The organism is Pontimicrobium aquaticum (genome assembly GCF_005047595.1).
Taxonomy (GTDB): Bacteria; Bacteroidota; Bacteroidia; order Flavobacteriales; family Flavobacteriaceae; genus Pontimicrobium; species Pontimicrobium aquaticum.
On the sequence record NZ_SUPL01000006.1, the window covers coordinates 161,650 to 184,416 of the forward strand.

Annotated in this window: 17 protein-coding genes and 1 other RNA gene; 12 read left to right on the plus strand and 6 right to left on the minus strand. The window is 33.0% G+C overall.

Annotated elements, in window-relative coordinates:
- Positions 1-11: 11 nt before the first annotated feature.
- The 3 genes from E5167_RS11875 to E5167_RS11885 all read right to left on the minus strand — a co-directional run bounded on the left by E5167_RS11875 (position 12) and on the right by E5167_RS11885 (position 2,926).
- The gene (locus E5167_RS11875) at positions 12-716 is read right to left on the minus strand and encodes an HAD family hydrolase (RefSeq protein WP_136844369.1); all 705 of its coding nucleotides are present in this window, start codon (positions 714-716) and stop codon (positions 12-14) included.
- Positions 707-1,435, minus strand: coding sequence for a 3-deoxy-manno-octulosonate cytidylyltransferase (gene kdsB / locus E5167_RS11880; RefSeq protein WP_136844370.1), 729 nt, complete (start codon positions 1,433-1,435; stop codon positions 707-709). The genes E5167_RS11875 and kdsB overlap by 10 nt, the downstream gene beginning before the upstream one ends.
- Positions 1,436-1,501: 66 nt before the next feature.
- Entirely contained in the window at positions 1,502-2,926 is a 1,425-nt protein-coding gene (locus E5167_RS11885) for an ATP-dependent DNA helicase (protein ID WP_136844371.1), read from the minus strand.
- A gap of 124 nt (positions 2,927-3,050) precedes the next feature.
- Between E5167_RS11885 and E5167_RS11890 the strand changes: the two genes are divergently transcribed.
- The 4 genes from E5167_RS11890 to E5167_RS11905 all read left to right on the plus strand — a co-directional run bounded on the left by E5167_RS11890 (position 3,051) and on the right by E5167_RS11905 (position 5,816).
- The gene (locus tag E5167_RS11890; protein ID WP_211242150.1) at positions 3,051-3,791 is read left to right on the plus strand and encodes a hypothetical protein; all 741 of its coding nucleotides are present in this window, start codon (positions 3,051-3,053) and stop codon (positions 3,789-3,791) included.
- Positions 3,792-3,816: 25 nt separating this feature from the next.
- On the plus strand, positions 3,817-4,596 hold the full coding sequence (locus E5167_RS11895; RefSeq protein WP_239021996.1) for a DUF3822 family protein: 780 nt from the start codon (positions 3,817-3,819) through the stop codon (positions 4,594-4,596).
- On the plus strand, positions 4,596-5,141 hold the full coding sequence (gene rsmD, locus E5167_RS11900; RefSeq protein ID WP_136844373.1) for a 16S rRNA (guanine(966)-N(2))-methyltransferase RsmD: 546 nt from the start codon (positions 4,596-4,598) through the stop codon (positions 5,139-5,141). Before E5167_RS11895 ends, rsmD begins: the two co-directional genes overlap by 1 nt.
- Before the next feature lie 162 nt (positions 5,142-5,303).
- Entirely contained in the window at positions 5,304-5,816 is a 513-nt protein-coding gene (locus E5167_RS11905) for a nuclear transport factor 2 family protein (protein WP_136844374.1), read from the plus strand.
- A 57-nt stretch (positions 5,817-5,873) separates the two neighbouring features.
- Here the strand turns inward: E5167_RS11905 and rnpB are convergent.
- Positions 5,874-6,194: RNase P RNA component class A (rnpB, locus tag E5167_RS11910), an RNA gene on the minus strand.
- A 146-nt stretch (positions 6,195-6,340) separates the two neighbouring features.
- Here rnpB and dnaX point away from each other — a divergent pair.
- From dnaX to miaE, 3 genes are read left to right on the plus strand one after another with little or no spacing between them, the layout of a single operon-like run.
- Positions 6,341-8,074 (plus strand): DNA polymerase III subunit gamma/tau, encoded by a 1,734-nt coding sequence (dnaX, locus tag E5167_RS11915; protein WP_136844499.1) that lies wholly within the window; start codon positions 6,341-6,343, stop codon positions 8,072-8,074.
- A complete protein-coding gene (locus tag E5167_RS11920) occupies positions 8,074-8,628 on the plus strand; it encodes a hypothetical protein (RefSeq protein ID WP_136844375.1) in 555 nt (184 codons plus the stop codon). The genes dnaX and E5167_RS11920 overlap by 1 nt, the downstream gene beginning before the upstream one ends.
- A gap of 9 nt (positions 8,629-8,637) precedes the next feature.
- Complete coding sequence (gene miaE, locus E5167_RS11925) at positions 8,638-9,219, plus strand: tRNA-(ms[2]io[6]A)-hydroxylase (RefSeq protein WP_136844500.1); 582 nt, start codon at positions 8,638-8,640, stop codon at positions 9,217-9,219.
- On the opposite strand, the gene E5167_RS11930 is transcribed toward miaE, so the two are convergent.
- Positions 9,216-10,121, minus strand: a complete 906-nt coding sequence (locus E5167_RS11930; protein WP_136844376.1) for a Ppx/GppA phosphatase family protein — start codon at positions 10,119-10,121, stop codon at positions 9,216-9,218. The genes miaE and E5167_RS11930 overlap by 4 nt on opposite strands.
- Positions 10,122-10,453: 332 nt before the next feature.
- Between E5167_RS11930 and E5167_RS11935 the strand changes: the two genes are divergently transcribed.
- Both E5167_RS11935 and E5167_RS11940 read left to right on the plus strand, forming a co-directional pair.
- A complete protein-coding gene (locus E5167_RS11935; protein WP_136844377.1) occupies positions 10,454-13,336 on the plus strand; it encodes a gliding motility-associated C-terminal domain-containing protein in 2,883 nt (960 codons plus the stop codon).
- A 3-nt stretch (positions 13,337-13,339) separates the two neighbouring features.
- Positions 13,340-14,260 carry a PorP/SprF family type IX secretion system membrane protein gene (locus E5167_RS11940; protein WP_136844378.1) on the plus strand — a complete coding sequence of 307 codons (921 nt, stop codon included), beginning with the start codon at positions 13,340-13,342 and terminating at the stop codon, positions 14,258-14,260.
- A gap of 3 nt (positions 14,261-14,263) precedes the next feature.
- On the opposite strand, the gene E5167_RS11945 is transcribed toward E5167_RS11940, so the two are convergent.
- Positions 14,264-14,749 carry a SixA phosphatase family protein gene (locus tag E5167_RS11945; RefSeq protein WP_136844379.1) on the minus strand — a complete coding sequence of 162 codons (486 nt, stop codon included), beginning with the start codon at positions 14,747-14,749 and terminating at the stop codon, positions 14,264-14,266.
- 401 nt (positions 14,750-15,150) lie between these two features.
- Between E5167_RS11945 and E5167_RS11950 the strand changes: the two genes are divergently transcribed.
- The 3 genes from E5167_RS11950 to E5167_RS11960 are packed head-to-tail and all read left to right on the plus strand — an operon-like array spanning position 15,151 to position 22,760.
- Positions 15,151-19,896, plus strand: a complete 4,746-nt coding sequence (locus tag E5167_RS11950; RefSeq protein ID WP_136844380.1) for a gliding motility-associated C-terminal domain-containing protein — start codon at positions 15,151-15,153, stop codon at positions 19,894-19,896.
- Positions 19,897-19,908: 12 nt separating this feature from the next.
- Positions 19,909-20,829 (plus strand): PorP/SprF family type IX secretion system membrane protein, encoded by a 921-nt coding sequence (locus E5167_RS11955; RefSeq protein ID WP_136844381.1) that lies wholly within the window; start codon positions 19,909-19,911, stop codon positions 20,827-20,829.
- Between the two features lie 11 nt (positions 20,830-20,840).
- A complete protein-coding gene (locus tag E5167_RS11960) occupies positions 20,841-22,760 on the plus strand; it encodes an OmpA family protein (protein ID WP_136844382.1) in 1,920 nt (639 codons plus the stop codon).
- Positions 22,761-22,767: the final 7 nt, after the last annotated feature.

The window sequence follows — 22,767 nt, forward strand, 5'->3', positions numbered from 1 at the left end:
TAATCTTTTTTCTAATTCAAAAATTTTAAAATATCACGTAAACTACTTACTGTTTTATATGCTTTACCGTTGGTTTCCTCCTCACTTACTTGTTCATGCGCCCAAGTAGTATGAAATGGTACATGTATAGCATGTGCTTTAATGTTTACTAATGGTAAAATATCAGATTTCAATGAATTTCCTATCATTAAAAATTCTGAAGGATTAATATCTAAATGATTTAACAGTTTAGAATAATTAGCTTCTTTTTTATCGCTTAACACTTCTATATGATGAAAATAATCGGTTAATCCAGATTTTTCAAGTTTTCGCTCTTGGTCAAGCAAATCACCTTTGGTAGCTAAGATTAATCGGTACTTTTTTGATAATGTTTTTAACACCTCTTCTACTCCATCAAGTAGTTTTACTGGTTGATTAATCATCGATTTACCAATATCTAGAATTTTACTTAAAGTTTTATTTGAAACTGAACCGTTAGAGATTTCAATAGCAGATTCGACCATAGACAATACAAATGCCTTGACGCCATAACCATACAGTTCTAAGTTATCCATTTCTTTTTTAAAAAGCTCTTGATCTATCTTGTTTGCAGTCTCATAAGGGCTCAATAAACGAGCAAACTCCATTTCGGCGTCCCTAAAAAAGGTTTCGTTTACCCAAAGGGTATCATCGGCATCAAAGCCAATTACCTTTATGTGTTTATAATCTATTTCCACAGTTTTTTTGCTCTTGCTAAATCTTCAGGTGTGTCTATTTCTACGCCTTGTACATTGGTTTCTACCATTTTAATTTTTTTACCGTACTCTAAATAACGAATACATTCAATCTTCTCGGTGGCTTCAATAAATTGCATTGGTAAATTGCTAAAATCTATAAGTGCTTGCTTACGAAAGGCATAAATACCTTTGTGTTTAAAATACCTTGCACCAGCGTTTTTATCTCTTGGATAAGGAATTGGGCTTCTAGAAAAATACAAGGCAAAGTTGCGTTGATCTACAATGACTTTTACTGTATTGGGATTTGAAATTTCATCCCAATCTTTTATTTCAACCATTAAGGATGCTAAGTCAATTTCTTTGTCAGAATCATCATGAAACACATTAAGCACTTTTTCTAAGCTAGAACGATCAGTAAATGGTTCGTCACCTTGTACATTTACTACAATATCACAATCTACTTCCTGCACAGCTTCGGCAATACGGTCGCTTCCGGATTCGTGTTCCTTTTTACTCATTATAGCTTTGCCTCCATGCGATGTAATTTCGTCATAAATAATATTGCTATCGGTTACCACATAGACTTCTTCAAACAACTTAGTTGCTACAGTCGCTTCGTAAGTACGCAGTATCACTGTTTTGCCTTCAAGGTCTTGCATTAATTTACCAGGAAATCGAGATGCACTATAACGTGCAGGAATCATTGAAATTATTTTCATATAGCAGCTTTCTCTAATTCAAAAATACAGTTTTTAAAAGATTTTATTTAATAAATAGAACAAAAGTTATGTTTCAAAAAAATCGTCTTTAAAACCAATAAGGTATAATTTTTCTTTAGCTCTAGTAACCGCTGTGTAAAGCCATCTTAAATAGTCTCTATTAATACCCTCAGGTAAATAAGGTTGCTCTACAAAAACGGTATGCCATTGTCCTCCTTGGCTTTTATGGCAAGTAATGGCATACGAAAATTTAACCTGTAGTGCGTTTAAATATTTATTGTTTTTTACCTTTAAAAACTTTTTATAAGACGAAGTTTCATCTTCGTAATCTTTTAACACTTCTTGGTAGAGCTTATTAGCTTCCTCATAAGGTAAGGATGGTGTTTCTAAATTAATAGTGTCTAACATTAAAACCGTTTCGAATGGTCGCATTTTTGGGTAATCTACCATACGCACTTTCACTTCGGCAAAGCGAAAGTTGTACAATTCTTTTATGCTAAACACTTCTAGCACTTCAATAATGTCACCATTAGCAATAAATCCTGCTTCACTTGTTGGCTTTAGCCAGAAGTAATTATTTTTTACAATCATTAAATAATCGCCAGCAGTTAGCTCATGTTCGTTAAACAGAATACGAGAGCGTATTTGCTGATTATACAAATTAGCACGTTTATTAGACCTAACTATTATGGCTGTTTCTTCATTTCCTAAACTGCTATACGCATCGTTAATGGCATCCATTATTTCATGACCATCTATAAGGCGTACTATATCTTTAAAACCTTTTACATTAAACTGAAAAGCATCGAAATACGAACCAGAAATGGCTTCTCTAAGCAAGGTAGCGTTAAACAAAATACCTGAGTCTTGCTCTTGCCTTACTACTTCGTCTAACTCCATTCTAGTCACTTCTTTATTGTAACTTAGTCCTAAAGCATTTTCGTTTAGTGCAGGACTTAAATCTAATTTAACAGGCGGCAATTGTGCAGTATCTCCAATTAATAAAAGTTTACATTGATGTCCGGAATACACATATTGCATTAAATCGTCTAATAAAGAACCGCTTCCAAACAAACTACTTTGGCTAGGAATATCTGATATCATAGAAGCTTCATCAACAATAAAAATGGTTTTTTTATGCTTGTTAGGAGCTAACACAAACGACACCTTTCCGCTTTTAGAATACCTAGCAGTATAAATCTTTTTATGAATAGTGAATGCCTCTTTTTTTGAATAATTAGCAATGACTTTGGCTGCTCGACCAGTTGGTGCCATTAATACAGCACTTTTTTTTGCTTTCCATAAATTTGTAACAATAGTGCCTATAATTGTAGTTTTACCTGTTCCTGCAAAACCTTTTAAAACATACAATGAATTTGGTGATGTATCAAAAACATAGTCTGCAAGTTGTTGTAAAACAATATCTTGTTTAACTGTTGGCTGAAATGGAAAATCATTTTTTATAAGCGTGTAAAATTCTGAAGAATTCATTAAGTTTTAATACAATTATTGAATTTATCAAAGATATAAATGATTTTTACTAACAATAACTTTCGTGAATAAAAAAAAATTGTAGATTTGCGTTAGTCCATTAATTAATTTTAATAAAAACACTATGCTAAATGTTATTATTGCAGCTGTTGTTGTAATCGCTCTCACAATTGGAATCGTTTGGGTAATTGACAAATTTGTTCCTAAAAAAGTTAAGCCATTAATAATGATTGTACTATGGGTACTAATTGGTTATTTAGGGTATTCAACGTTCATGTCGGTTTATGGGGAAATTAAATTCAATAAACTAAAAAATCAACGTTACTCTGAAGTAATTGAAGCATTAATCGATATAAGAGATGCGGAATTAGCACACAGAACTGTTACTGGAAGATTTGAAGGCAATTTTGATAATTTAGTAAAGTTTATTGATACCGCACAATTTACAATTACTGAGCGTCGTGATTCATCTGTAGTAGATGAAGAATTAACAAGACGTTTTGGAGGTGTTGAAACAAGAAAAGATATTGTAGTTATTGATACTTTAGGATATGTATCTGTAAAAGATTCATTATTTGGAGTAGATCCAAGATATAAAAACATGATGAATATTCCTACTGCTGAGCCAGGTGCTAAGTTCGAACTTAAAGCAGGCTTTTTAGAGCAAAACGGAATGAAAATTCCTGTTTTTGAAGTCAAAGCACTAAAATCAGTTATTTTATTCGATCAGGATAAAAATCTAGTTGCTAAAGAAAATCAAGTAATTTCAGTTGATGGTGTAAACGGAGATGCTATTAAGGTAGGATCAATGGAAGAAGTTAACACTACAGGAAACTGGCCTAAAAACTTTTCAAACGAACAGTAAAGCAAACATATTAGAAAATAATGTATTGTCCATTCAGGTTAGCCTGAGTGGACTTTCTTTTTGTATCCTAAATTCTTACACAAAATCAATTAGTTACTATAAGAATTTTTCATTCCCAAAAAAAGGAACCCCAAGTAAAGTACTAGACACATTAACACATGTATTTAATACCGAAACTGTATTAAAACAACCGTTTAAAACAATTACAGTGGTTCATGAAAATGAATTATCTACTTTAGTTCCAAAATCTTTATTTAATGAAGAACATTTAGCCGATTACTTAAAGTTTAATGCTAAAATTTTACGCTCAGATTTTATTACCTACGATGAAATATCAGCTAACGAAAGTGTTAATATTTATGTACCTTATATAAATATTAACAACTATTTATTTGAAAATTTTGGTGAGTTTGAGTTTAAACATTTTTCAACCATTGTATTGGAAAACATTTTAAACCTAGAAAAAAATGCTACTAACACCAAAATGTATGCGCACATTTGTAACAATCATTTTGAGATTATTGTTGTAAAGAATGGCCAATTACAATTATTCAATACGTTTGAATACTCCACAAAAGAAGACTTTATTTATTATTTACTTTTTACTGCTGAACAACTTCAACTAAACCCAGAAGCATTTCAATTAGTTTTACTTGGAAATGTATCTACTGAAAATGAATTATTTAAAATAGCCTACACATATGTTCGTAACGTGTCTGTTTTAAAGAATAACACAGCCTATACTTTAAATGAAAATGTTGATGAAAAGTGTATGACTAATTTTGTACTTTTAAATAGCTTTTAATGCGTATTATTTCTGGATTATATAAAGGCAGGCGCATTACTGCTCCAAAAAAATTGCCAGTTAGACCAACAACAGACATGGCAAAAGAAGCCCTGTTTAATATTATAAACAATCTGTATTATTTTGATGACATTTCTGTGTTAGACCTATTTGCTGGTACTGGAAATATTAGCTACGAATTTGCTTCGCGTGGTACCGAACAAATAACAAGTGTCGATAAAGATTATGGTTGTGTGAAATTTATTGAAAAAACCGCCGAAGATTTCAATATGCCAATTAAAGCTGTAAAAGCTGATGTATTTAAGTATTTAAAAACTACCAATCTAAAGCATACTATAATTTTTGCAGACCCTCCTTACGATTTTAGTATTGATACTTTTTCTAAAATTCCAGAACTTGTATTTCAAAACCAATTGTTAGAAGATGATGGTCTCTTGATAGTTGAGCATTCTAAACATACTGATTTATCAAACCTAACAAACTATTCCCATTCCAAAAGTTATGGAGGAAATAGGTTTAGTTTTTTTGAATATACAATTGAGTAATTTTTTTAATATTTTATAAATCATTTTATTTTCAGTAACTTAGGGATCAATAAAAGCTCTAAACTTCTTGCTTCTTTAATTCACTTAGGCTGCCTTAGATTCACTTATACTTCTTATTAATGTTTTTAATAAAAATATTAATCAACACTAAAACCAATTAAAATGAAAAAATTAATTTTATTAGGATTAGCAGTCTTTACCATGATTGCTTGCAAACAAGAACAACGTTATTTCGCAGAATCTGATGAAACTAAAACACTAATGTCAGGAGTATCTGCCTATGAAGCTGGTGATTGGGAACAATGGAGAAGCCATTTTGCAGATACAGCCAAAATATATGTTAATTCTACCGACCCTCTTTCAGTAGATGATCGTTTAAATGGAATGAAAGAAATGACATCTGCAATGTCTACTTATGGTTTTGACCATGAAGATGAACATATAGAAATGGTTATAGACAAAAAGGATGAGACTTGGGTTTATTATTGGGCTACTCATAAAGGAACCTTTGCAGCCACTAACAAAGAACTTATTATTCCTGTTCATTTGGCTGTTGAATTTGCTGATGGAAAAATAGTTGCAGAACACATCTACTTTGATGCCACTGAAATGAATGCAGAATTTGCTGCCTTAGCTGCTGCTACAGAAAGTAACGAAGAAGGAGATGATGACTAACTAATATTTACATAATATTACAAAAAAATAAGTGTGGCATTAAGCCACACTTATTTATACTAAAGCAAATCTATAAGCCGAATTCTGTCCAATGACGACGTTACCGTGTCACTGCCTTATCATTTATCTACATTTACTGTTACCAGCAAACTTTAGCTGCCTACCCTCCAACATCGCGCGTGCAACGCTCAAACATTGGTTTACATGACATTGCACCACATAGAGTTTACCTGATTTCACTACAGCATTACCTGTACATACTTTCTGTTGCACTTTTCCTAGCCTCACGACTGATGGCTGTTAGCCAATATGTTGCACTATGGTGTTCGGACTTTCCTCAACGACATTTATAGTCATTGCGATAAGGCGATCTGCTTGTGTGCAAAAGTACACAAATTGTTAATAACTAAGCTTAAAATAGTGCCTACTAATTCTTAATTTTAAACTGAATTTTTAACTTTGCTATTCTAAGTCATTTAAGTTTCAATAAGCATCAAAAGATGCAGAAACAAGTTCAGCATAAAATGGAACACTTTGTAGTATCAGCGCGTAAATACAGGCCGCAAACATTTAAAGATGTTGTGGGGCAGCAAGCTATTACAAATACTCTATTAAACGCCATCGAAAACAACCATTTAGCACAAGCTCTTTTGTTTACAGGTCCTCGTGGCGTTGGTAAAACCACTTGCGCACGTATTCTTGCTAAAATGATTAATAGTGATGGCAATGAAAAAGAAGACGAAGATTTTGCCTTTAATATTTTTGAACTAGATGCCGCTTCAAACAACTCGGTCGATGATATTAGAAGCTTAACCGATCAGGTTCGTATTCCGCCTCAAGTTGGAAAATACAAAGTGTATATTATTGATGAGGTACATATGCTTTCGCAAGCAGCCTTTAATGCCTTTTTAAAGACGCTAGAAGAACCACCAAAGCATTGTATTTTTATTCTTGCCACTACAGAGAAGCATAAAATAATTCCAACTATTTTATCGCGTTGCCAAATATTTGATTTTAAACGCATTACAGTTAAAGATGCGAAAGAATACTTGAAGTACATTGCAGAACAACAAAACATTGATGCTGAAGACGATGCGCTGCACATCATTGCACAAAAAGCAGATGGCGCTATGCGTGATGCCTTATCTATTTTTGATAGGGTTGTTAGTTTTTCTGGAAAGCAATTAACAAGGCAAGCAGTAACTGAAAACTTAAATGTTTTAGACTACGAAACATACTTTAAAAGTACAGACCTAATTCTAGAAAACAAGATTCCAGAGTTATTATTACAGTTTAATAACACTATTTCTAAAGGGTTTGATGGTCATCATTATATTGCTGGTCTAGCCTCACATTTTAGAGATTTATTAGTTTGCAAAACTCCTGAAACCATAGCATTACTAGAGGTTGGAGACCAAACAAAAGAAAAGTACCAAAAACAAGCTCAAAAAACATCGCAAAGCTTCTTGTTAAAAGGAATTGAACTAGCTAACGATTGTGATTTAAAATATAAATCTAGCCGAAATCAGCGGTTACTCGTAGAATTATGCCTTATGCAACTTGCCTCTATCACTTTTGATGGAGAAAAAAAAAATAGCAGTGGCCACTTTATAATACCTGCATCTTATTTTCGTAAAAAAGGCATTGAGCCAATTAAAGTAGAAAGTTCTAATTCAAAAAAGAGTTTAAATGCTGAGGTTTCTGAAACTCAAAAACAACCTACAGAAACTCCACAAAGTCAAGTTGCTCAAAAGTTAGCCAAAGAACGTCCAAAAATAATTTTAAATAAGCAGACCAAAACTACTTCAGGTCTTTCTTTAAGTAGCATTAAAAGGAAAAAAGAACATCTTATTAAACAAATGGATGTTGTAATTGATGAAGAAAACCTTCCAACTGATGCTTTTTCAGAGCAGGATATGCAAACAGCCTGGGAGGAGTTTGTTTTAAAGATTGAGAAAAAAGGAAAATATAATTTAGCCTCAATTTTACGCATAGACACACCTAAATTATCCAAAGACACAGTAATAAAAGTAGTATTTCCTAACGCTACCAATAAGTTAGAAGTTGAGCGTCAACAATATGATTTATTAGCTTATATAAGAAAAAAGCTGAATAATTTTTCTGTAACTTTAGACATTGAAGTTAATGAAGAGCTTGAAAAGCAGTATGCATACACACCAATCGAGAAATATGAAAAGCTAAAAGAAAAAAACCCTAATATTGACTTATTACGTAAAACTTTTGATTTAGATATATAATGAAAAACTACATTTTTTTCTTTTTTATACTAGCTCTAGCTTTTACTTCATGTGATGGTAGAAATAGAGCGCTAGAGAGTAATGAAGAGCGGGTTTCAAAAAGTAAACTATCTATTACTGATATTGAAGTAATAAAGTATATTCCTGAAAAACCTATAAGAAGTATTACAGACACTATAATAGATTCAAAAATCAATATAAAAGTGTCTTATTATTCTTCTCCAAATAAAACGGTTGAAGTTTTGCATATCGACAAGAATAATCAAAAAATTAAAACCTATTATAGAGCGTTTGAATCTAAAATTCAAGTGGTTAAAAACAACAAATTGTTGTTTATCAAAACGTTAAGTAAAGACAATTTTCTAACTGAAGAATCTAATTTTTGGAACGATGCTGTTTTGCAATATGTGTGGTTAGATGAATTTGAAAGCACTGATAACAATTATAAATTTTACTGTTCGTTTTTAGTACCTGAGACTGAAAGCTATAAAATGTATAGCATTCACTATAATAATTTAGGTAACAAAACTATTAAACTTATAGAAACCTCGTAAGCAACTATGATGCTAGGATTAAAACTACCAACAGACCCTCGTTGGGTTAATATTGTTGAAAAAAACATTGAAGAAATCTTAACCGATCATGCTTTTTGTGAGCAAAAGGCAACAAGTACAGCTATTTCATTAATTGTTAGTTTTCCTGAATATACTGAGTTAGTTCAAGAAATGATTGAACTGGTTAAGGAAGAAATGAGTCATTTTAAAATGGTACATGACTTAATTTTAGAACGTGGTTATACATTAGGTAGAGACAGAAAGGATGAGTACGTTGTGCAACTATTAAAATTCTTCCCAAAAGGAGGCAGTAGAACCACACAATTGATACATCGTTTATTATATGCTTCTTTAATTGAAGCTAGAAGTTGTGAGCGTTTTAGATTACTATCGGAAGAATTACAAGACAAAAAATTGGCCGCTTTTTACAAGAAGCTTATGATTAGTGAAGCTAATCATTATACCATGTTTTTGGGATATGCAAGACAGTATGGAGACAGAAAGGAAGTTGACAAAAAATGGCAAGACTTATTAGAGTATGAAGCCAAAATAATGAAAAATTTAGGCACTAAAGAAACCGTTCATGGCTAAATAGTTTTACTAGAAATAGTTTCGTAATACAAACTCTTTATAATACCATCAGACAGACCAATTTTTGGAACATATATATGTTTTGCTTTACTCCATTTCATAGCAGATAAATAGATTTGTAACGCAGGTATAATCACATCTGCCCTATCTTGGTTTAAATTCAATTCAGTAATACGCTCTTCATACGAATACGATTTTAAATTATGGTAATAAGAACTTAAATAGAAGTATGTTAGCGGTTTCCCCATAGCCTTACCAGAAATTTTAAATATTTTATTAATGTTTCCCCCAGAACCAATGACATCTATTTTATCATATTTAGCTGTATTGTTTTTAATCCAAGATTCTAAATCTAACCAAGTTTCACGTTTTACTATATCGTTTAAAAGCCTAACAGTACCAATTTTAAAAGATTTTGAAATAACCTTTTCTCCATTATGAAGTATTGAAAACTCAGTGCTTCCGCCTCCTACATCAACATAAAGGTAGTTTCTATCATTATCAATATATTCATTCAAATCTGTAGCAGCTATAATGGTTGCTTCTTCTTCACCATCAATAATATCTATTTGAATTTTTGTATGTTCAAAAATATCTTGTGCAATTTCAAAACCATTAGATGCCTCACGCATTGCAGATGTTGCACACGCCTTATACAATTCTACTTTATGCGATTTCATAAGCAACTTAAATGCCATCATAGTATCCATCAACCGCTTTTTGTTTTCTTTTGAAATAGCTCCTTTAACAAATACATCAGATCCTAAACGAATAGGCACCCTTACTAAAGAGCTTTTCTTAAAGCGTGTGGATTTTCCTTTTTCTTCAATTATTATGGCTATTAATAACCTTACGGCATTCGAACCAATATCTATTGCACCATACTTTTTAATAGACAGCATAAAACTATATTTTTTCTAATAATTATTTGCTCCTTCAAAAATAAACAATCTAATTGCTTATATAAATTATTATTAATATAATATTTTGTAGTCTTATTTCTACACATTAATACTTTTTATCGAATAATTTGTTCTTTTTATGGAATATTATATATCTTAGCCTTAGTAAAAGAATTGATCCAAATCTATTTTTTAACTCTATGACAGCTAAACCTACTTCTATCGCTTTTTATATATGGTAAAAAACTACTCATAAATATTTAAAAACAAATTATTAAAGGCTATTTAATAATAACAGATAGAAAAGGTGGCTAAATGCTAATCTTTTGTTTATGAAAAAAATTACTCAACCCAACCACTTAGTAATAGCCATATTGGGTTTTATTTTAATTCAAAGTACAAATATAAATGCTCAAGTACTAGACCAATTTGCCTCAAGATATACGGAATCTATTAGAGGTGATATTACTATGATTGCTAATAACATGATATCTAGAGATGCCGTGGTTGATTATAATGGACTAGAAGATAATCATGACTTTTCTAACAATATATATGTAGATATTGACAACGACAATACAACCTTTAACTCCAGTAACGCAACTTTTAATAACCCAAATCCCTTACTTAATTGCATCACAATAAGAAAAGTGCTTTTGTATTGGGCTGCTGCAGATAAAGAAACAAACAGCAACGACAATAGACCAAACTGGAATTTCAATGATGTAAAACTAATGTTGCCTGGAGAAGGCTCTTATACCACTTATACTGCCGACGAAGTTATATACAGAGGTCGTGACACTCATTTTAGTAACGATCCTTATGTTTGTGTCAAAGACATTACTAATGAAGTTTTAAACTTAAATTCCCCTTACGGGACATACCAAGTAGCCAATGTTGAAGGGAAAATAGGCGGTTTAATGGAACACCAACCAGGTGGAAACGCTGGAACCTCTGGAGGATGGCAAATAGTGTATGTATATAGCAGCCCAGATTTAAATATGAAAAACATTAGCATTTTTGATGGCTATGCACATGTTACCAGCAGCAATAATAACTTTGACATAAACTTTAACGGTTTTCAAACTACTCCAAATGGTCCTGTAAATACACGTATAGCAATTGGTTCTTTAGAAGGTGACCGTGTTTTAGATGGCGATAAATTACAAATTTTAGATACTTCTAATAATTTTATTGATTTAAATACGACTTTAAGGAATTCAGATAATTTCTTTAATAGTAGAATTACTATCGATAACAATGATTTTATTGACAGAGTTCCTGCCAGCACAAATACACTTGGTTTTGATGCAGCTGTTTTTAATTTAGACAACTCAGGTAACAGCATTATTGGAAATAACCAAACTTCAGCAACTATTAGATTAACGTCTAATCAAGAAACTTATGGATTATATATGCTCGGATTATCGGTAGATGTTTGGGCTCCCAGTTTATACCCAATTCGATTAGATAGTGATGCTACAAACAACTTAGTTCAAGCTGATGACAATGTAACTTTCGATTTTAATTTTTCTAATACTGGAAATGATGATGCTGTAAATGTAGTACTGCATACAACACTTCCTAATAATTTAGAATTTGTTGCAGCAAATAACTTGCCTAATGGAGTAACCTATGCTTACAATATTAACACAAGACTACTGCAGTTTTTTGTTGAAGATGGCTTAGTGGACATTGGTGACCCCGAAATTTCAATAGAATTTGATGTTCAAATAAAAGACGAATGTTATTTTCTTGAACAAAGCTGTGACTTAAATTTTGAACTTCAAATTACCGCAACCTACAACGGTATAAATAACCCAGAACCTCAAACCACACTAAGTTCTAGCGATTTAGATATATGCCATCTAGGTAATGTATTACCAATTACTATTACACAACCAGATGCTGCGATTTGGGCAAATTCGCCAGGAGATTTAGATAGAACGGTAGATTGTACAAACATTAATGACTTATCTGACGCGCAAAGTTTATTTCCAACCACTGATAAATGTACCTTTAATTTAATTAAAACCAGTGGTCCTTTTGTTCCAGGAAATGGCTGTGGAGACTCTGGAAGCTATACAAATACTTGGACATTTACAGATGCTTGCGGAAGAACTATTGCAGATTATGTTCAAGTAATTACAGTAGTAAATAATTCTGGACCTGTGTTTGATATGTTACCACCAGATAGTACTATTAATTGCTCAGAAACACCAAATTTTGCTCAACCAACTTTTACTAATAGCTGTAGCAACTCAATTACACTTACATACAACGATACAAATATATCTGGAGCTTGTGATGGTGACTATTCAATAAATAGAACTTGGACAGCTACCGATGAATGTGGTTACACATCAACAGCAAGCCAAACAATTAACATTATAGATACCACAGCTCCAATCTTAATTACAGCCTATAACCCTGAACTTTCAATTTCTTGTGAATTACCTCCAGATCCACCAAGCTTAGAGTTTACAGATAATTGCTCCTCTAACATTGAAGTATTATTTTACGAACAGGTTATAGAAATCGATTTCAATAATTTTGACATTGTACGAACATGGGAAGTGTATGATGACTGTGCCAATGTGAATACATATAATCAAGTTATTCATATGGAAACAGTAAAATCTACTGCTTCAACAGAGCTTAATTTATGTGCTAATGATAATCAGGTAGATTTAAACAATTATGTTCCTGCCGGAAGTAATGGCTATTGGGAGGTTACAAATGTTAACTTACTTAATAATACAATTTTAGATCCTTCAATTTTAAATGAAGGCACATATACTTTTAATTATATAATGAACAACAACCAATGTGTAGAGGTTATGGAAGTTATTGCAAACATTACTGGAGATTGTGAAGAAACTAATAAATGTATTAGATCTACTTTTGATGTTGATATATCAAAATTAGTAACTCCTAATGGAGATTTAAAAAATCAAACCTTTGAAGTTGCTTATGTATTAAATCCAAATAAAAACCAATCCGATTGTGATATAATTGTAAAAGTAAAAATGTTTAATAGATGGGGAACCAGAGTTTTTGAATCTACAAATTATGATAACAACTGGATAGGAACTACTGGAGGTGTAGGTGCTGCCGAATTATTACCAGCAGGAACCTATTACTATGTAGTAACACTGGAAAATAGCGGATTAAAACCCATACAAGGGTATATCTTATTAGGAACAGAACAATAAAAAATGAGCCAAATAAAAAACAATTTCTTTTTCTTTATACTACTAATGCTCCCGTTTGTTAGTAATTCTCAGCAGCTACCACAATTTACGCAGTATATGTATAATACAATCTCTATAAATCCAGCATATGCTGGGACAAGAGAAAGATTAAACGTGGCTTTTTTAAACAGGAATCAATGGGTTGGAGTTGACGGTGCTCCAGTTACTCAAACACTAACGGCAGATATGATTATTCCTGAAGCTAATTTAGGTGTTGGTTTATCCATTATCCACGATAAATTAGGGTACGAAAGCACTACTTACCTATACTCCGATTTGTCATATACCATCTTTATGGAAAGAGGATATCGTTTATCCTTTGGTCTTAAAGCAGGGTTTAGTAAATATGGATTAGATCCTGATTTATTAACTGATTCTGATGCTTTTGGCGACCAATATTTAGATAGAATATTCAATAAATGGAAGCCCAATTTTGGCGCTGGTATTTATTATCGATCAGACGATTGGTTTATCTCTTTTTCCTCACCAAGAATTTTGAGCTATGATAATCGAACAGACATAGAATATGCTGCTATAGAAAGAGTTAGTTATTATTTTAACGCTGGCTATATGCTCGAATTCAATCACCATTTAAAATTTAAGCCTACATTTTTATTAAAATTTACAAATGGTGCTCCAGTATCAGTTGATCTAACAGGGAATTTTTTAATAAACGATAAGCTATGGCTTGGTCTTGCATATAGAGTTGGTGATGCTTTAGGTGGCTTAGCTACACTAGAAGCAAATAAAAACATTAAATTTGGCTATGCATACGAGTTCATTACCAATGCCATAAACCCTTATACATCAGGCTCTCACGAAATATTTATAATATATACGTTTGATTATCCAAGGTCAAAATGTGATTGTGAAAACAAATTCTAAAGCTTATTTTAAATCTCTTGGAAAAATTGTTAAAATAGTTTTACCTTTTTTTAAACTCTTCCAATTATCAATATCAAATTTTAACCAAACTAATCCTGAAGTTGTAACGTTTTCAACATACTTAGAGCCATAAGTATTGACCAATGACGTTAATGCATAATTATGTCCAAAAATTATAATTTTAGAGAGACTATCATCTAAAGTTTTAATAAAACCAATAAGTTGATTCCCACCAAAATCATAAATATCTTCTTTAATTTTAATATCAAAATCAGAAATATTTAATTTTTCTGAAAATATTTTGCAAGTTTGTCTTGCGCGTTTTGCTGGACTAGAAAAAACTACATCAGGAATAAATTGACACTTCTTAAAATGATTAGAAACCAAGTGAAAATCATTGATTCCTCTTTTTTTTAAAGGTCTTTCTCTATCGCTTACATCATACTCCCATGATGATTTTGCATGTCTAATAAATACAATTTCTTTCATTTCATATCGTTTAAACGCATATTTTATCGATAAAATGTTGTTTTTTTCGGTTATAACGCTTACTTTGGCACTCTAAAATTAACAAATAATGTATAACCGACTAAATACCGTATTAACCGCTGAGTTGCAAACCTGTATCGTTTTAACGAATTTTTAAGTTTTTTAACACTTATTTTTGTTAAGGATACAGTATATCTTTTCTTTTGTTATAGAAAATTATGAAAATGACCCCAAATCTAATTCAACTTTTTAATCCATTAGCGCAATGTTGCGCACTTCCCTCACATTGTAATCGAATTAGTTCATCACGCATAATGTCGTACATGAATATTTGGGTTTTTATTAAAAAACAATAAAAGTTTAATCGCTTAGCGAAAAGTTTTAGTTAATCATTATTAGATATGAAAACAACTGCTACACTAGTAATTTTAATCTGTTTCAACGTCTTGACCATGTTTGGGCAACAAGCAGGTGGTGAATCTGCCGATTGGCCAAAAAGAACCGAATCTGCAAGAGAGAGGGTCGCTTTTGAAACATTATTAAAGAAAAGAGCATTAAAGTACAATGCTCAAAAAGCAATGTCACTCCGATCAAGTGCTAGTACACCTAGTTTAGTCGGCACCTGTAATGTTATTACATGTGGCGGATTTGGACTAGGAGACGTAACTCCAAATTACAGTTGGGGAGGTTTTAAGACGGCTGTAGATGGAAGCACCTACGCAGCAAACGTCGCCTATGATTGTTGGGATGATAATGGAACTGTTGACTATTCTGAAGGTCAATATATTTCCTACTCTAATTCTGATGCAAATATCGATACTCCAGGTATTATATCACCTTCTCCAGATGGAGGAGGATTTGCTATTTTTTCCTATAAAAATGAAGCTATTGAACAAGATTTAACAGTACTTCCAAATACTAATTATACAGTATGTTTTGAAATTGCTGTGATTCCACGATATAATAATTCTAATGGTAACTTTGATGAATTCAACCCAAACCTTTCTTTTGGAATTGGATCTGGTGGAACCGTAATCTCTGACCCTTTAACTTATACTCACAATGATTTAAATATACATCCTGTTGGAGATTTTCCTCCAAAACTAACTACCGCTACAAGTGGAAATAGCGGATTTCAAAACCCTGGAGGATGGACGGAAATTAATCCGTTTTGGGAAACAGTTTGTATTACTTTTAAATCTGACAACTCAGGTAATGTTAATGTATTTTATAAAACAGGTAGCCCAGGAGAATCTGTAGTGTTAGTTGATGGGTTAAGATTAAGTATGGAAGGGTATGCGAACCCTCCTAAATTTACATCTACTGTTAATAATACCAAATCTGTTGTATTCTGTCAACCAGAAACAACTAATTTAAACGATTACATATCACCTTCTTCAATTCAACCATCTGGCTCAGTCTTAACTTGGAGTACCAATGTTGATCCATTAGCAACAAGCTATCATTTAACAAACACAAATGTAACTGCTCCAGGAACATATTATGCATTCTATTATAACGATGTAGATAATTGCGCTTCTCCTGTTGCTCAACTAAACTTATTGTTATCAGATTTTGACGCTAAAATAGTTGCTAAAACAGATGTAACCTGTGAAGGAGATACTTCTGGAGTTATTGTTGCTGAAGGTCTTAACGGAACAGAACCATATACGTATTCTATTGATGGTGGTTCAAACTATCAAAATAGTGGTATTTTTTCTGGTTTAACCGACGGTGATTATACGATTACTGTTAAAGACGATAATAATTGTACGGTTGAAGTAAGTGCAACCATCTTATCTGAAGATAAAGAAAATCCTATTATTGAAGCACCAGCAAACTACACAATTGAAGGTTGTGATACAAAAGACATAAAAGACTTAATATATAGTGATACGCAAGAAGAAATTTCATTAGGAGAACTTCAATCAGCTTTAGACGGTGGTGGAAATGCTTCTGATGATATAGCAATTGATACAATTACTTATATAGATGAAGTTGTATCTAGCAATAGCTGTACTATTGAGGTGAAAAGAACATTTACTGTTACTGACACTTGTGGAAAAACAGCTACTGATGTTCAAATAATTATTATTGAAGATACAATTGCTCCAAAGTTCGTAGAAACGTTACCTAAAGATTTAAAAGTTGAATGTGATGCAGTTCCTACTGCTGAAGTTTTAACTGCAAAAGATAACTGTAGTGAAGCAAAAGTCACTTTTAAAGAAGAGAGAACTGATGGTGCATGTGATTCAGAATATACATTAATAAGAACATGGACAGCTGCTGATGAGTGTGGTAATTCTGTTTCACACAAACAAACGATTACTGTTGAAGATAACACAGCGCCTACATTTGTTGAAGCACTTCCTGCCGATGCAACTGCTGAATGTGATAACATTCCTGAGGCTGCTACCTTAACTGCTACTGATAATTGTGATGCGTCTGTGACTGTGTCTTTCTCTGAATCAACCTCAGGTGATGATGATGCATGTCCTTCTGAATATACTATTACTCGTACTTGGACGGTGTCTGACTGTGCTGGTAACGAAACTTCGCATACACAAACAATCACTGTGGAAGATAACACAGCGCCTACATTTGTTGAAGCACTTCCTGCCGATGCAACTGCTGAATGTGATAACATTCCTGAGGCTGCTACCTTAACTGCTACTGATAATTGTGATGCGTCTGTGACTGTGTCTTTCTCTGAATCAACCTCAGGTGATGATGATGCATGTCCTTCTGAATATACTATTACTCGTACTTGGACGGTGTCTGACTGTGCTGGTAACGAAACTTCGCATACACAAACAATCACTGTGGAAGATAACACAGCGCCTACATTTGTTGAAGCACTTCCTGCCGATGCAACTGCTGAATGTGATAACATTCCTGAGGCTGCTACCTTAACTGCTACTGATAATTGTGATGCGTCTGTGACTGTAGCATATGATGAGCAAAGAACTGACGGATCTTGTCCTTCAAATTATATATTAGTGAGAACTTGGTCAGTAATTGATTGCGCAGGCAATACTAATACTCATGTACAAAACATCACTGTTGAGGATACAACTGTACCAACTATTGATGTTGAAGCGAATGATATAATGATACAATGTGACGGTTCTGGTAACAGTGGAGCAATCCAAGCTTGGTTAGATTCAAACGGTGGAGCTTCTGCTTCAGATAATTGTGGTACAGTAACCTGGACTAATAACTATAGTGGAGCAACTTCAAATTGTGCAGATCCAATTGAAGTGATTTTTACCGCTACTGATGAATGTGGTAATACAGCCACAACTACAGCTACTTATACAATAATGGATGAGACTGCACCTACAATTGATATTGAAGCTTCAGACTTAACTGTACAATGTGATGGCTTAGGAAATGACATAGCTTTACAAGATTGGCTAAATGCTAATGGTGGAGCATCTGCTACTGATGATTGTTCAACAATTACTTGGTCTAATGATTTCACAGGATTGTCTGATAATTGTGGTGCTACAGGTTCAGCAACCGTAACATTTACAGTTTCTGATAGCTGTGGTAATGAATCTTCAACAACTGCTACATTTACCATAGAAGATATTACTGCACCTACCTTTGTAGAAGCTCTTCCTGAGAATGTAACTGTAGAATGTGATGCAGTACCTACTGCTGAAACTTTAACGGCTACGGATAATTGTGGTGATGCTACTGTAACTTTTAACGAAACAAGAAACGATGGTGATTGCGAGTCTAACTATACATTAGTGAGAACTTGGACTGCTACTGATGCTTGTGGATTGGAAACTGTACATACACAAACCATTACTGTTCAGGATACAACAGCACCTACCTTTGTAGAAGCTCTTCCTGAGAATGTAACTGTAGAATGTGATGCAGTACCTACTACTGAAACTTTAACGGCTACGGATAATTGTGGTGATGCTACTGTAACTTTTAACGAAACAAGAAACGACGGTGATTGCGAGTCTAACTATACATTAGTGAGAACTTGGACTGCTACTGATGCTTGTGGATTGGAAACTGTACATACACAAACCATTACTGTTCAGGATACAACAGCACCTACCTTTGTAGAAGCTCTTCCTGAGGATGCAACTGTAGAATGCAATACAGTACTACCTACTGCTGAAACTTTAACGGCTACGGATAATTGCGATAGCAACTTTATTAAAGTAGAGTACAATGAGATAAGAACAGATGGTTCTTGTGGTGGTAATTATATTTTAACTCGTACTTGGACAGCTATGGATTTATGTGGAAATGTAGCTGAGCATACACAAATCATTACTGTACAAGATACTACAGCACCAATTGTAACAACAGAATTTGAATCTGAAATTACAGTAAACTGTGGTGAAATACCTAGTGTACCTGAATTAGAATTTGAAGACAATTGTGCGTCACAAATCGATGTTACTTTTAACGAAACAGATACTAATGATGGTAGTGGCAGTAACTTTGTAATTACCAGAGAATGGACAGTAAGTGACGAGTGTGACAATACAGCAATATTTACTCAAACTATAAACGTAAACATTGAAACTAATGTTACAGGTGGATCAACTGATTTATGTATTGGAGATGACTTTGAATATGATTTATTCCAATTATTGAGTGGAGATTATGGAACAAATGGTACTTGGGAAGTAACATCAGGAAATGCTACGTTAAATGAGAACTTCTTTAACCCATATGAGTTAGAATTAGGTGAATATAGATTTACTTATACTGATTCTGAAGGAGAGTGCCCTAGCGAAACTGAAGTAATTATTACTTTAAACGACGCTTGTATAGTGTTGCCATGTCTAGATGCTTTTGATCCAGACCAACACATCCCAAAAGCAGTAACCGCTAATGGGGACGATAATAATGACAGATTCGAAATTGATGTATTAGATTCTGACTCTGAATGTTTTGATGTAACTATGGAGTTACAAATATTCAACCGTTGGGGTGCTTTAATTTACGAATCTAAAGACTATCAAAATAATTGGGGTGGAGAATCACACAACAGCTCAGTTGGTAGCTCAGGTAAAGTACCAACAGGAACATACTATTATATATTAAGATTAATCGAAAACGGTGAATTGATAGCATCTTATGCAGGACCAATTTACGTAGGAACCAAATAAATTTAACCTATCATGAAAAAGTTTATTAAGTTTAACATTATTGCTATTGTATTGCTTAGCTCATATACAGCTTTAAGCCAGCAATTACCTCAGTTTACGCAATACATGTACAATACCATTTCTATTAACCCTGCGTATGCAGGAAGTAGAGAAACACTAAGTCTTGTAGGACTTCATAGAAGTCAGTGGGCTGGTTTAGATGGTGGACCGGAAACGCAAACCTTCTCTATTCACTCTCCTATGAGAAACGAAAAGGTAGGTCTAGGTTTATCCATAATTAACGACCATTTAGGTTTCGAGAATTTTACATACGTATATGCAGATTTCTCTTACACATTAAATTTAAGTGAAAAAACAAAACTAGCGTTTGGTTTAAAAGGAGGGTTTACGTCTTATAGTATAGATCAAGAATTAAGGTTAGAATACCCTGATGATGATGTTATACATGGTATTGAAGACAGATGGAATCCAAATATAGGAGTTGGTACCTTCTTACATACCAATAAATGGTACTTAGGCTTATCAGCGCCAAGAGTCTTGACTACAGATCTAAGCGGTGAAAATAATGTAAAAGCACTTGAAAGAATTAGTTATTACTTTACTGGTGGTTATGTATTTAATCTTAGTAAAAACACTAAGTTAAAACCAGCATTTTTAATAAAAGCAACTAATGGTGCACCATTATCTTATGACCTAACAGCAAACTTCCTATTCCATGAAAAATTATGGCTTGGGGCTGGTTATAGGTTAAATGAGGACACCAGTGCTCTTGGAGGCATTGTAGATTTCCAAGTATCAAAGCAGTTAAGAATTGGTTATGCTTATGAATACCCATTCTCAGATATAAATAGATTTTCAAGCGGAACACATGAAATTTTATTAATGTTTGAAGTATTTAAAAGTAAACGTGTTAAATCCCCAAGATACTTCTAAAATAAACTACTATGAAAACAAAAGTTTTACTCATAATATTATTAGTTAGCAGCTCTTTGACATTTGCTCAAAGCAAGCTTGCAGATAAATTCTTTAAAAACTTTGCATACGTTAGAGCTAGCGAACTTTACGAAGAAGCTGTAGCCAATGGCGATGATAGCGAACACGTTCTAACACGTTTAGGCGATTGCTATTATAACAATTCAAATGCAACAAAAGCGTCAACTTGGTATAAACGCGCTTTAGATAAATATCCAAATATTAATCCAGAGTATATTTATAAGTATAGCCAAGTACAGCGTAGTTTAGGAAACTATCAAGAAGCAGAAAATTGGTTGCAAACTTTTAAAAACAGACAAAATGAAGATAGTCGTACCGAATTTATTTTGGGAGATATAAAAATCTATGACGAACTATCCTCTATGGAAAAAGTATATATAGAAGTAACGAACTTAGATATTAATACAAAGTATTCAGATTTTGGAAGTTTTGAACACAATGGTCAATTGTTTTTTGCTTCAAGCAGAAATACAAGTAGTAAATTGTATGACTGGAATGAAGAGCCATTTTTAGATCTTTATCAAGTAGATGTTAAAGATGACAATGGTGTGAAAAATCTTGGAAAACCAGTATTTATAAAAGCACAAGATGTAAATACAAATTTCCATGAAGCTTCCGTTGCTATTACTAACGACGGTAAAACAATTTACTTTACACGCGACAACGTAAATAAGCGTAATCGCCTTGACTATGATAAAAAAGGAACAACGCATTTAAAAATTTACAAAGCATCTTTAGATAATGGAAATTGGACAGATATCGAAGAATTACCATTTAATGACGATGTATTCTCAACGGGTCACCCAGCTTTAAGTCCTGATAACAAAACCCTATACTTTGTATCTGACAGAGAAGATATTAATAGTTTTGGACAAACAGATATTTATAAAGTAACCATTAATGAAGATGGATCGTATGGTGATCCTGAAAATTTAGGTGCTAGTGTTAATACTGAAGGTCGTGAAATGTTCCCTTTTGTAGCAAAAGATAATACCTTATATTTTTCATCAGATGGGTATTTAAACCTTGGTTTATTAGACATCTATAAATCTAATGTTCTAAAAGGACAAGATGAAGAACCTATAAATTTAGGTGCTCCATATAATAGTGGTGCCGATGATTTTGCTTTCTTTATTAATTCTGAAAATGAAACAGGGTATTTTTCTTCTAACAGAGAAGGTGGTAAAGGAAGTGACGACATTTATAGTTTTGCTGCATATGAGTGTAAGCAAACAGTAACAGGTGTTGCTAGAGACTCAAAAACTCAAGAGCCACTAAATGCTGTGACTATAGAAATTGTTAATGATGCAGGTGTTATTATACAAACTGTAACAACAAGTGAAGATGGTGCCTATACTTATGAAGTAGATTGTAACCAGAAATATAGCATTAGAGGCTCTAAACCTAATTATAAAGATGATGTACAACATTTTGTAGCAAGTAGCGAAAACAACTTCGTAAACGAAGTGGATCTTAACTTAGTTCCTTTGTGTTTTGGTGATGAAATTGTAATCAATCCTATATTCTTTGATTTTGACAAATGGAATATAAGAACAGATGCACAATATGAACTTGAAAATATTGTAACTGTATTAAGAGATCACCCAGAAATGGTGATTAAAATTGAATCGCATACAGATAGTCGTGGTGGTGATAGATACAACATCAAATTATCTGATAGAAGAGCAAAATCAACTAGAGATTACCTTTTATCACGTAACATAGCTCCTGAGCGTATTGAAAGTGCTATTGGATATGGAGAAACACAGTTACTAAACGAATGTAGTAATGGTGTTAAATGTTCAAAAGAAAAACACCAATTAAATAGACGATCTAAATTCTTGATAGTTCAAGGAAAATGTGAAAAATAAAAATAGT